Source organism: Rhizobium sp. G187, assembly GCF_051549525.1.
In the GTDB taxonomy this organism is placed as follows: Bacteria; Pseudomonadota; Alphaproteobacteria; order Rhizobiales; family Rhizobiaceae; genus Allorhizobium.
In genome coordinates, this window is record NZ_JBPUGM010000001.1 from 401,805 (window position 1) to 414,069 (window position 12,265).

General features: G+C 58.9%; 10 protein-coding genes and 1 riboswitch. Of the genes, 7 read left to right on the forward strand and 3 right to left on the reverse strand.

Going from position 1 to position 12,265, the window contains the following annotated elements:
- Positions 1-24 precede the first annotated feature (24 nt).
- The gene (locus ACSV9I_RS01875) at positions 25-696 is read right to left on the reverse strand and encodes an HAD family hydrolase (protein ID WP_438326794.1); all 672 of its coding nucleotides are present in this window, start codon (positions 694-696) and stop codon (positions 25-27) included.
- Positions 697-837: 141 nt separating this feature from the next.
- Between ACSV9I_RS01875 and rpiA the strand changes: the two genes are divergently transcribed.
- The 5 genes from rpiA (at position 838) to ACSV9I_RS01900 (ending at position 6,225) form a co-directional block, all read left to right on the forward strand.
- A complete protein-coding gene (gene rpiA / locus ACSV9I_RS01880; RefSeq protein ID WP_438326796.1) occupies positions 838-1,557 on the forward strand; it encodes a ribose-5-phosphate isomerase RpiA in 720 nt (239 codons plus the stop codon).
- Positions 1,557-2,081, forward strand: a complete 525-nt coding sequence (locus tag ACSV9I_RS01885) for a DUF2059 domain-containing protein (RefSeq protein WP_054158702.1) — start codon at positions 1,557-1,559, stop codon at positions 2,079-2,081. Before rpiA ends, ACSV9I_RS01885 begins: the two co-directional genes overlap by 1 nt.
- A 107-nt stretch (positions 2,082-2,188) precedes the next feature.
- The gene (gor, locus tag ACSV9I_RS01890; protein ID WP_438326798.1) at positions 2,189-3,577 is read left to right on the forward strand and encodes a glutathione-disulfide reductase; all 1,389 of its coding nucleotides are present in this window, start codon (positions 2,189-2,191) and stop codon (positions 3,575-3,577) included.
- A 636-nt stretch (positions 3,578-4,213) separates the two neighbouring features.
- On the forward strand, positions 4,214-5,590 hold the full coding sequence (locus ACSV9I_RS01895) for a class II 3-deoxy-7-phosphoheptulonate synthase (protein ID WP_054158700.1): 1,377 nt from the start codon (positions 4,214-4,216) through the stop codon (positions 5,588-5,590).
- Positions 5,591-5,817: 227 nt separating this feature from the next.
- Positions 5,818-6,225, forward strand: a complete 408-nt coding sequence (locus ACSV9I_RS01900) for a GFA family protein (protein ID WP_438326800.1) — start codon at positions 5,818-5,820, stop codon at positions 6,223-6,225.
- 10 nt (positions 6,226-6,235) lie between these two features.
- Here ACSV9I_RS01900 and ACSV9I_RS01905 read toward each other — a convergent pair whose 3' ends face one another.
- A complete protein-coding gene (locus ACSV9I_RS01905; protein ID WP_054158698.1) occupies positions 6,236-7,126 on the reverse strand; it encodes a hypothetical protein in 891 nt (296 codons plus the stop codon).
- Between the two features lie 187 nt (positions 7,127-7,313).
- A complete protein-coding gene (locus tag ACSV9I_RS01910) occupies positions 7,314-9,110 on the reverse strand; it encodes an LTA synthase family protein (RefSeq protein ID WP_082352532.1) in 1,797 nt (598 codons plus the stop codon).
- A 334-nt stretch (positions 9,111-9,444) separates the two neighbouring features.
- Between ACSV9I_RS01910 and ACSV9I_RS01915 the strand changes: the two genes are divergently transcribed.
- The gene (locus ACSV9I_RS01915) at positions 9,445-11,127 is read left to right on the forward strand and encodes an NAD+ synthase (protein WP_438326802.1); all 1,683 of its coding nucleotides are present in this window, start codon (positions 9,445-9,447) and stop codon (positions 11,125-11,127) included.
- 64 nt (positions 11,128-11,191) lie between these two features.
- Positions 11,192-12,025 carry a TolB family protein gene (locus ACSV9I_RS01920; RefSeq protein WP_054158695.1) on the forward strand — a complete coding sequence of 278 codons (834 nt, stop codon included), beginning with the start codon at positions 11,192-11,194 and terminating at the stop codon, positions 12,023-12,025.
- A gap of 38 nt (positions 12,026-12,063) precedes the next feature.
- A riboswitch (cobalamin riboswitch) is annotated at positions 12,064-12,253 on the forward strand.
- The last annotated feature ends 12 nt before the right edge of the window (positions 12,254-12,265 follow it).

The window sequence follows — 12,265 nt, forward strand, 5'->3', positions numbered from 1 at the left end:
TGTCCCGCCATTTTTCGTTGCAGTTCAGCGGGTCAGCGAGATGACCAATTCAGGCGTGAGTTCGTCAAAATGCGCAATGATGTGGCTGGCGCCGAGCGCTTCGACGGGCACGTCCGAATAGCCGAAAGTGACGGCGATCGATGGGATGTCGGCGCCACGGGCCGCTGCGATATCGTTGATGCTATCGCCGATCATCAGGATGTGGTTCGCCGCGCCCCCTGCCTTGATCACGGTCTGGACGATGTGATCGGGATCAGGCTTTCGCACGGGAAAGGTGTCGCCGCCCGCGATTGTTGCGAAGTACCGCTCCAGACCCAGGCCCTTGAGAAGCGGGACGGCGAGTTCCTCCAGCTTGTTAGTGCAGACGGCAAGTATGTGCCCCGCTGCCTGCAACCGGTCCAGCGCTTCGACGACGCCCGGATAGGGTCGACTCATGCCCGGCATGGCGCCGCGATAATGGGCGATGAACCGATCCATGAGATCTGGTAAATCGCTGTCTTCGATCGGCACGCCGCGCAGGGCAAAGGCCCGCTGGATCATCATGCGCGCACCTTGGCCGACCAGGAATGTCAGGTCTTCATAGCCCACCGGGGCGAGGCCTCTGGCTGCGATGGTGTGATTGAGGCTGCCAACGAGATCCGGTGCCGTATCGACCAGTGTGCCGTCGAGATCGAAGACGATGGTTGTCTTTTCCATGATGCCCTTCCGCAAATGCCGCTTGGTCCGGCGTTAGGCCAAATCCGCTTGAAAGGCAACGCGCCAGCATGTCCGGGGCTTTCGTTCAGCGATTTGGCCGTGTAAACAGCTTTCATCGAAACGATCGGGAGCTTTTGGCGCATGGACGCGCGCGAAATGAAGATCAAGGCCGCAGCGGCGGCGCTCGCACATGTCGAAGACGGGATGAGGCTCGGGATTGGGACGGGCTCGACGGCGGAGGAATTTGTCCGCCTGCTCGCGGAAAAGGTCGCCGAAGGCCTCAAGGTCGAAGGCGTGCCGACATCGGAGCGGACTGCGCGGCTGTGCGTCGAACTGGGCGTGCCCTTGAAGTCGCTCGACGAGTTGCCCGAACTGGACCTCACAATTGACGGCGCAGATGAGATCGACGCCCAGCTACGGCTGATCAAGGGAGGCGGAGGGGCCTTGCTGCGGGAGAAGATCGTCGCTTCAGCATCGCACCGGATGATCGTGATCGCCGACGAGACGAAAGTGGTCGATTGCCTGGGCGCCTTCCCCCTGCCGATCGAGATTAATCCCTTTGGTCAGGCCGCAACGCAGATCGCCATTGAGCGTCTCTGCACGAAGCTGGGGCTCTCGGGAGATATGAAGATTCGGGCTCGCTCGGATGAGAGTGTGTTCACCACGGATGGCGGTCACCTGATCCTCGACGCATCATTTGGCCGCATTCCTGATGCAGACGCTTTGGCGACCCAGTTGAACGCGATCCCCGGCGTCGTCGAGCACGGTCTCTTCATAAACATTGCGTCCCTCGCAATCATCGCCGGACCGGCGGGCGCGCGAGAGATGAAGGCTAAATACGAACAGGAGCATAGAATTTGATGATCAGCATTTCGCGTTTCGGCCGTTTCGCATCGATCGCCGTCGTCGCCGGCAGCGTCATGCTGGGCGGTGTCTCGGCGCAGGCGCAGGATGTTGCGCCCGAGCACCTTCAGGCTGCTCGCAGCGCCATTTCGGCGCTTGGCGTCACCAACCGTTTCGATGCCATTCTTCCGAACATCATGGACCGGCTGACCGGTCAGCTCATCCAGGCCTATCCGAACCTCGAAGACGAGATTTCGATGAAGGTCGAGGAATCCGCGCTTAAGCTCGCCAGCCGTCGCGGCGATCTGGAGCGTGAGGCTGCCCTGGTTTACGCCAAGGCCTTCACCGCGGAAGAACTGCAGGAAATGACGGCTTTCTACAGCAGCGAAACGGGCAAGAAGCTTCTCAAGGACGGCCCGATCGCCACACGCGAACTGCTGAAGGCCGCTGACATCTGGACTGCGGGCGTCGCTCGCGATCTGGAAAAGGAGGTCAATGACAGCCTTCTCCAGGCCGTGCAGGCGCAAGCGCCGAAGCCCTGAGTGGCGTTTGACGAAACATTCAAGCCCGGGACATGTCCCGGGCTTTCTTTTTGCCTGGGATCCACCCTATATCCGGTTTGAATTTGCACGCGCATAAGGAGCCAGCGATGAGCCAGTACGATTATGATCTCTTCGTCATCGGAGGCGGATCCGGCGGCGTGCGTAGCGCGCGTCTCGCCGGCGGACTTGGCAAACGTGTGGCGATTGCCGAGGAGTATCGTCTTGGCGGCACCTGCGTCATTCGTGGCTGCGTGCCTAAAAAATTGATGGTCTACGCATCGCAGTATCCCGAACATTTCGAGGATGCTGCCGGCTATGGCTGGACGGTGGGCGAGGCGCGTTTCGACTGGCCGACATTCCTAGCCGCAAAGGACCGCGAGATCGCGCGCCTTGAAGGTCTCTACCGCAAGGGGCTCGAAGGGGCCGGTGTCGAAATTATCGAAAGTCGCGCCGAAATCACCGGGCCAAACAGCGTGCGCCTCGTCAGGAACGGCAAGGAGGTCACAGCCGAACGCATCGTGATTGCGGTTGGCGGGACGCCTAATCCGCATGCCGCTTTGCCGGGTTATGAGTACTGCATATCCTCAAACGAAGCCTTTCATCTGGAAAGCCTCCCACGCTCCATCCTGATCGCTGGCGGTGGTTACATCGCGGTCGAATTCGCGAACATCTTCCATGGGCTCGGCGTCGAAACAACCTTGATTTATCGCGGCGCTGAGATCCTGAGCCGCTTCGACCTGGACATGCGCCGTGGCTTGCATGAGGCGATGGTCGAGAAGGGGATCCGCATCATCTGCCAGGATCACATTGCCTCGGTGTCGAAGTCGGCGGCCGGCAACCTCGAAGTTGATACGTTGAACGGGACGCGGCTGGTTGTGGAGCAGGTTATGCTGGCGCTTGGTCGAGACCCCAATACTTCCGGGCTTGGACTTGAGGCCGCTGGCGTCAAAGTTGATGAGCGTGGAGCCATCATCGTCGACGACTATTCGCGCACGAATGTGCCGAGTATCTTCGCGCTCGGCGATGTGACCGACCGTGTGCAGTTGACACCGGTCGCGATCCACGAGGCCATGTGCTTCATCGAGAGCGAGTTCAGAGGCAAGCCGACGAAGCCGGATCATGATCTGATTGCGACCGCGGTGTTTTCGCAGCCGGAGATCGGGACCGTCGGACTGTCTGAAGAGGCAGCTTCGCGCAAATATCAGGAACTGGAAGTGTATCGGGCGCAATTCCGGCCGATGAAGGCGACGCTAAGCGGCCGCACTGAAAAGATGATCATGAAGCTGATCGTCAACGCCGCCGACCGCAAGGTCGTCGGCGCGCATGTTCTCGGTCATGATGCGGGCGAAATGGCGCAGCTGCTTGGCATCACCTTGAAGGCGGCATGCACCAAGGACGATTTCGATCGAACGATGGCGGTTCATCCAACGGCAGCGGAGGAGTTGGTCACCATGTATGCGCCAAGTTACCGTATCCGCAATGGAGAACGTGTCTGACACACAGACAGGGGCGCTACCAGGCGCCCCAATGTTCTTGTGTAATATCGGAGATCGGGTGGGGCGCATGCCCCTGATCATCACAGGCCGAAGTGGCCGAGAGAGAATGCCGCTGCTGCAATGGCAAGCGTCGAAAAAAGAAAGATCCGCATTCTGCGGGTTCTGCGGGTTTGTACGCCAGTCCAATCATACGCCATAACGCGTTCCTCTTTAGATACGCCTGAAGTCTTGCGACTTCTGAACATGCCTCCATACCCCTCAATATGACCGGTAATTCTCGAAACCTGCGTGAAGCTGACCTCCTGACGAATCTTTGCCCAATCGGCATATTCGAATGAAGGAAAGCTTCCGTCAGAGTGTTTCGGATTGCAACACAATCCATGGGGGCAGGCGTCGCTGTGGCTGTGGATAACGGGATTATCCTGCGGATCTCTTGGTTCATGAAGGGTGAGGCGTGCCCTTCATGCTTCTGTTTTCGCACGCTCAGCAGACTGTCTGCTGAATGTTCCAGAAGCGTCGAAACGTGGTGCGAATCTCCCGAAATCGCGGCTTTCCAACCTATGCATAACCGTTTATAAGCCCCCATCCGTTGCGGCCGGGAGGATGCCGCAGTTCTAATCGAGACAGGTGACGACCATGGCGCAGAATTGGACCCCGAGCAGCTGGCGGCAGAAGCCGATCAAGCAGGTTCCGGCCTATCCGGACCTCGATGCAGTGAAGGCTGCCGAGCAGCAGCTTTCGACCTATCCGCCGCTGGTCTTTGCGGGCGAAGCCCGTCGCCTCAAGAAGTCGCTGGCCCAGGTCGCGGAAGGCAATGCCTTCCTGCTTCAGGGCGGCGATTGCGCTGAGAGCTTTGCCGAGCATGGTGCGGACAACATCCGCGACTTCTTCCGTGCCTTCCTGCAGATGGCTGTTGTCCTGACGTTTGGTGCGCAGTTGCCGGTGGTCAAGGTCGGTCGCATCGCCGGCCAGTTCGCCAAGCCGCGTTCGTCCGACATGGAAAAGATCGGTGATGTGGAGCTGCCGAGCTACCGCGGTGACATCATCAACGGGATCGAGTTTACCGCTGATGCCCGCATTCCAAACCCGGACCGTCAGCTGATGGCCTACCGCCAGTCGGCGGCCACGCTGAACCTGCTGCGCGCCTTTGCCATGGGTGGCTATGCCAACCTCGAGAACGTGCATCAGTGGATGCTGGGCTTCGTCAAGGATAGCCCGCAGGCAGAGCGTTACCGCAAGTTGGCGGATCGTATCTCCGAAACCATGGACTTCATGAAGGCCGTTGGTATCACGTCGGAGAACAATCCGAGCCTGCGCGAGACCGATTTCTTCACCAGCCATGAAGCCCTGCTTCTCGGCTATGAAGAGGCGCTGACGCGCGTCGATTCCACCTCGGGCGATTGGTACGCGACGTCCGGCCACATGATCTGGATCGGCGACCGGACCCGTCAGGCAGACCATGCGCATCTCGAATACTGCCGTGGCATCAAGAACCCGATCGGTCTGAAGTGCGGCCCGTCGCTTCAGGCGGACGACCTTCTGAACCTGATCGACATTCTGAACCCGCAGAACGAAGCCGGTCGCCTGACCCTGATCTGCCGCTTCGGTCACGACAAGGTTGCCGAGCACCTGCCGCGGCTCATCCGTGCCGTTGAGCGCGAAGGCCGCAAGGTCGTATGGTCCTGCGATCCGATGCACGGCAACACGATCACGCTCAACAACTACAAGACCCGTCCGTTCGAGCGGATCCTGTCGGAAGTGGAAAGCTTCTTCCAGATCCACCGCGCGGAAGGTTCGCATCCAGGCGGTATCCATATCGAGATGACCGGCAAGGACGTGACCGAATGCACGGGTGGCGCGCGTGCAGTGACCGGCAACGATCTGGCTGATCGCTACCACACCCATTGCGATCCGCGTCTCAACGCGGACCAGGCGCTGGAACTCGCCTTCCTGCTTGCCGAACGCATGAAGAGCGGTCGTGACGAAAAGCGCATGATGGTCGCGAACGGCTGAGCAGTGCCGCGCAATCCATGCTGACGTTAGAAAGAGCCGGTCCTGATCGACCGGCTCTTTTTGTTTGTGATCATCTCCCGGTTTTGCCGCCTGGGATCTCCCAGAGGTTTAATGTGATTGGCGATGGGCCTCATTTCGGCCAATTGAAGCCAAGCATCAGTTTTCGGCGTTTGACCCCAGTCCCGTCCTCATAGAGATTCTCTTGGAGATCGCTTGGAGGACAAAATATGGTTGAAACGACTTGGCCGCATCATGGTCGCTGCCTGTGCGAGGCAGTCACAGTGACTGTGGATTGTGATTTGGCACCGGTGAGCTTCTGCCATTGCTCTCAGTGTCGGCGGCAGACAGGTCTCTATTATGCGACGACCAGCGCCCCCACGAGTGCGGTCCACATTTCAGGCGAAGAGCATGTCAGCCGCCATCGGTCCAGCCCCGATGCCGAGCGTGGATTTTGTCGCCATTGCGGATCAGCGCTTTTCTGGAAAGCCGACGGCGAGGAGATCATCTCGCTGATGGCGGGTCTCTTCGATAAGCCGACTGGTCTTACAGGTGGCTATCACATCTATTGCGCTGATAAGGGCGACTTCTACGATATTTCTGAAGCCCTTCCGGCCTTCGATGCCAGCAAGACCTAGGTGACCAACATCAGGCCGCAGCGACAGTCGTTTCGACGATGCCGAGTGTCGCAGTTGCCTGATGATAGGCCAGGTCCAAGTGGGCGAATTTTGCCGATTGCCAGATGAAATAGTCCTCAATGAAGCGTTGGCTCATCCAGAGGTTCCCTCGCCGGCGGGGCAGTTCCCACCCGAGCAGGCCGTCACTCTCCGCTTTCTTGAACATCCGCTTCAGGTTCGTTGCTGATACCTGATAGCCATCGCTCAACTCGACGAGTGTCACGGGGCCTGCAAACACGCGGTCAGCGGAACGGTCGACGCTGTCGAGCCTGGCAATCAGATCGTGAAGTATCATGCCGCCAAGATCCGACCACAGAAAATGTCCGATGGTCTCCGGGGGATCCCGCCAAAGCGGCTCCTCCACCAGTGCATCTGCGGCCATAGGCTGCGCCAACCGAAAAATGCGATCGTCTGCGAGGCAGGTGCGTTCTCGTGCACCGCCGTCGAGCCGGTCCAGGCATGCCATATGGCCGTGAAACCAGCTTCTCATGCCTTCAAGGCTGATTTCCGTTGGCTCTAGGACCCTCACCCGCTTGTCGGGGACGTCGGGAATGTCGCGCAGAAACTTGTAGGCCACGAGTTCGGCGAGGTAGGCAGTCGCCGTGTTCCGGCTCGCTGCGCCCAGTCGCATGGCTGTCTCGATGAAACGCGTCGCTGTCAGGCCCGACAGTGGGTCTTCGGGATTGCGGCGCAAGGCGAGAGAGAAAAGCGATTGTGTCAGAAGCCATTTGCGATGGGAGGCCTTCAGCCTCGACATCCGCGGGGTCTTGTTGTGGATTCCGATCAGGTGCCCGGCGATCTGTTTTTCAATCGACGGGAACAGGGGGTGATTGACTATTTCGGCACGCGTCAGAAGCGGCATGGCAATAGCTCGATTTCAAAGGCCTAATGAAGCGGCAGCGATGCAATGCTTCAACAGAGCAGATATAACTGCTGTAAAGCACTACGCTTACTATCGCAAAATATGCCTATGAATTATTTCCGTGAAACCCGCAACAGGCGAGATTTCGCACTGGCTGCAAATGGCGTCGAGAAATAAGCTCGGCCACTCAACTTGCCGGAGCAAGGCGACCCTCCTGCTCGGGAAAGAAACGCTCCATGGAATAACCTTCACCAAACATCATATCGTGCTGCAGATAGCGATAATCGCGGATCAGCGGATCGACTTGGCCGGACAGGGACCAGTCCGCTTGGGCCTTGTCGCCGCGACCTACCAGTTGGTGGCGGTCGATTACGGTATAGCGCTCGCTGACCCGTCCCAGGACCCCCGTGTAGAAGGGGTGGCGGTAGCCTGCGAGACGGACGATGTAATGCGGCAAAAGGGCAGGGCTGACGGTGCCAAGGTTCTTCTGCACGCCACGCTTCGACGACCAGACCACAAGCGGTGTTTCGTGTTCGCGCTTCATGGTCTCGACCGACGCACGCCGCGTAGCCACGACATTCGGCATGTAACCACTCTGCGTATACACCTCGTTCAGCGGCGGCAGGTGATCGCCGAAGACGACGATAATGGTTTCCCGCTGGCGCTTCTTCGCCCAGTCCATCAGCGTCTTCAGGCTATCGTCGGCCTCCTTTACGCCCTGCGTATAGGTCGCAAGCGCACTGGCATTGGCGGGCGACATCATCGGCGCATCCAGGGTCACGGCATTCTTTGCATAGCGGCCGGGTTCATAAGGACCGTGGCCCTGAAGCGTCACGCCGAAGAAGAAGAAGGGACCTTCGGTGCGCTCTGCCTCGTCCATGATGTAGCGGGTAAGGGCGTCGTCGGAGGCGAACTGGCCACGCTTGCTCATGACAGGCATCGTCTCTTCAGAGTGGAACTCCTGGAAGCCGAGCGCGTCATAGACTTTCTTCCGGTTCCAGAACCAGCTCTGGAACGGATGAAACGCCTTGGTCTTGTAACCCTTCGATTCGAAGAAGGTTGCAAGCGAGGGAACCGGACGACGGATATACTGCTGATAAGGGATGCTGCCATAGGGCAGGAACGCGTTGGAGAAACCCGTCAGCGCCTCGAATTCGACATTGGCGGTCATGCCGCCGAACTCAGGCGAAAAGACATTGCCGGACTGCTTGCCGCGAATTGTCGGCATCGGATCGGCGGAAAAGCCCACATTTTTGAGACGGGTAGGGTCCCAGAGGGATTCGCTCATCAGGAAAATCACGTCGGCGCGACGCCCGGAGAAAAAGGTCGCTGGGATGCGATCCGTCGGGATGTCGGACACAGCGAGATTGCCATAGCCATCTGGCGCGCTGACCTTGGCCATTGGTACGTTGATCGCAAAGGCCAGAAGGAAGCCGTTGTGACGGTAATTCTCGGTCTGGTCCCAAAGCATGGGAATGATGTTCAGCCGATCCCTGGTCTCCGAATAGGTCATCGGATTCATGATGCTGGCGAAACCGAAGAGGATCGGCAAGGCGATGACCAGGCGCGTCACCCGGCCAAACGCCGAGAGCGGCGGGAAAATCTTGCGGCCGCGAATGATCAGGTAAAGGACGGCTGAAATGGCAACAGCCGCGCCGGAGAATACGGCGACAGCCAAAAGCGGCTGTGCAGCAACCATGGCCGGCAGAAGTTCGAATATTTGCCGACCGAAGAGCAGGTCGCTCGGATAGAGCGGGTCAGACAGATACTGCTGTTTTTGGCCGGAGAAGAAGGCCGGAAGGACGGCCATAGGGACGACGAGAACCGCCGACTGCAACGAGCGACCCAGCAGGGCGTCGAGCGCCAGGATCGCCAGCGCGACGACGCCGACCGCAATCATGCCCGGCCGCATCGTCGACGTCAGATAGGGCAAAATGTCGGCTGTATCGCCGCGGGCAAACCATTCGCTCGCAAAGACCGCCATAAGCGCCGTGAGGGTAACCAGGGTCAGCTGCCCGGCGATCCGGATGACCTTGGCGCCTGCCCGATCGCCTCGTGCAGCGACGTCACCCGTCGAACCGAAGCTGGTCACCAATGATTTTGCGTTGAACTTTTCCAAGGCTGTCTCCGGAGGGCAGGCAGACGACACGAATTCTTTCTTTAGCTGTCACATAACCGTCATGAATGCCACATGAACTATGATGGTTACCTCGGTGTTCCCAGTGTAATTTCGACGGATTTTCCGGTCGCACCATTTCCCGCGCGCAAGCGCGGCGGGTGACGTTGCGAGATCGTCTGCAAGCGGGTAAACCGACTTCATGAGCGAACCGAAGAAAATCTCAGATGTCCTGCGCATTGCCGTTGCGCAGCTCAATCCCACGGTCGGCGATGTCGCCGGCAATCTCGCCAAGGCGCGCGCTGCGCGCCAGGATGCTGGCAGCCAGGGGGCTGACCTCCTGTTGCTGACCGAGTTGTTCATTTCCGGCTATCCGCCGGAAGACCTCGTTCTGAAGCCTGCCTTCCTGCAGGCTTGCCTTTCAGCCGTCGAGCAATTGGCGAAGGATACGGCGGATGGCGGTCCTGGCGTTATCATCGGCTTCCCTCGTCTGGGAGAGAAAGGCCGACACAATTCCGTGGCTATCCTGGATGCGGGACGCATCCTTGCTCTGCGCGACAAGATCGACTTGCCGAACTATGGCGAATTCGACGAGAAGCGGGTTTTCGTCGAGGGCGAGATGCCCGGCCCGGTGAATTTCCGTGGAGTGCGCATCGGTGTACCGATCTGCGAGGAGATCTGGAATGATCTCGGTGTCTGTGAAACGCTCGCCGAGACAGGCGCGGAGATCCTGCTCGTGCCGAACGGTTCGCCCTACTATCGTGGCAAGGTGGATGTTCGTCATCAGGTCGTGCTTCGCCAGGTCATCGAAACTGGTCTGCCACTGATCTTCGCCAACCAGTTGGGCGGACAGGATGAGCTGGTATTCGACGGCGCAAGCTTCGCCTTTAACGGCGACAAGTCGCTGGCCTTTCAGATGAGCCAGTTCGAAGAGACGTTGTCTGTCACCACCTGGAAGCGGACAGCCGAGGGATGGCGCTGTGACGAGGGGCCGATGTCTAAGATCCCCGAGCGTGAGGAAGCGGATTACCGCGCCTGTGTTCTCGGGTTCCGGGATTATGTCAACAAAAACGGCTTTAAGAGCGTGGTTCTGGGGCTCTCCGGTGGCATCGATTCCGCGATCTGTGCGGCGATCGCCGTCGATGCGCTGGGGGAGGAGCGGGTGCGGACAATCATGCTTCCCTACCGCTATACGTCGGAAGAAAGCTTCGCCGATGCAGCAGCCTGTGCGAAGGCGCTTGGATGCCATTATGACATCGTGCCGATCGCAGATCCGGTTGAGGGCTTCCTCTCAGCGCTTTCGGACATGTTCGAAGGCACGGAGAGCGGCATCACCGAGGAAAACCTGCAGAGCCGGGCGCGTGGCACCATTCTCATGGCTGTTTCGAACAAGTTCGGCTCTATGGTGGTAACGACCGGCAACAAGTCGGAGATGTCGGTTGGTTATGCGACGCTGTATGGCGATATGAATGGCGGGTTCAACCCGATCAAGGACCTTTACAAGATGCAGGTCTATGCCTTGTCCGCCTGGCGCAACAGCCATGTGCCGCCCGGTGCGCTCGGACCTTCTGGGGAGGTCATCCCGGCCAACATCCTGTCCAAGGCGCCATCCGCCGAGCTTCGTCCGAACCAGACAGACCAGGATTCGCTGCCGCCCTATCCGGTGCTCGATGACATCCTTGAATGCCTGGTGGAGCGGGAAATGGGCGTCGACGAGATCGTTGCGCGTGGCCATGAGATTGCAACGGTGCACCGGGTCGAGCATCTGCTCTATCTGGCGGAATACAAGCGTCGCCAGTCCGCACCCGGCGTCAAGATCACAAAGAAGAACTTCGGCCGAGATCGCCGCTATCCGATTACCAATCGCTACCGCGATCGTGACTGAGCAATAGCAGACGGCACGCGTACAATAGAGATTCGGGCGCTTGTCCCGGCAGAAAGATGGTGTGATGCGCAGTTCGGTTGAAATCTATGATATGGAAACCCGAACCTCGACCGTGGTCTGGGAAACAGATCTTCTGGTCGAAGCACCAAACTGGTCGCCGGACGGTTCGTATCTGCTGATCAATGGTGATGGACTGCTGCATCGGATCTGGCTTGATGAAGATAGCGAGCCGGAAGAGGTCGATACCGGTTTTGCAATTCGCATCAACAATGATCACGGCATTTCGCCCGATGGTTCCATGCTGGCGATCTGCGACAGAACACTGGTTGGTCAGTCCTGTATTTATGTCCTGCCGGCCGAAGGCGGCATGCCGCGTCAGGTGACGAAAAACATGCCCTCCTATTGGCATGGCTGGTCACCGGATGGAAAGACGCTTGCCTATTGCGGCATCCGTGATGATATCTTTGACATCTACACCATCCCGGTCGATGGCGGAGACGAACTGCGTCTGACACAGGGTGAGGGACGCAATGATGGTCCTGACTGGTCGGCGGATGGCGAATGGATCTACTTCAACTCCAGTCGCAGCGGGCTGATGCAGATCTGGCGCATGCGCCCTGACGGCCGTGACGTGCAGCGCCTGACAAACAGCGATTCCGGGGACTGGTTTCCGCATCCGTCGCCGAACAACGACAAGGTTCTCTATCTTTCCTATGCGCCAGATGTCTTCGACCATCCGCGCGACAAGGATGTCAAACTCTGCCTGATGGATATGGACGGCAGCAATCAGGAAGTTCTTTTCGAACTCTTCGGCGGGCAAGGCACGATCAATGTGCCGAACTGGTCTCCCGATGGCGGAGCCTTTGCCTATGTGCGCTACTTCCCGGAAAATCCATAGGCCAGGCCAGACTTCTTGCGCGCGCCTCCAATCAGGGTGTAAGCCTTGGGCTGTCAGGTGCCCGCGCAGGCGGGAGAATCGGGAAGTCGGTGCAATTCCGGCACGTGCCCAACGCTGTAAGGCTGACGTTCACGCGGGGGAGACCCAGCCACTGGTCGGAATGATCGGGAAGGTTGCGTGAAACGGAGGACGCCGAGTCAGAAGACCGGCCTGACATCATGGACTAGCCCGCGCGGACGG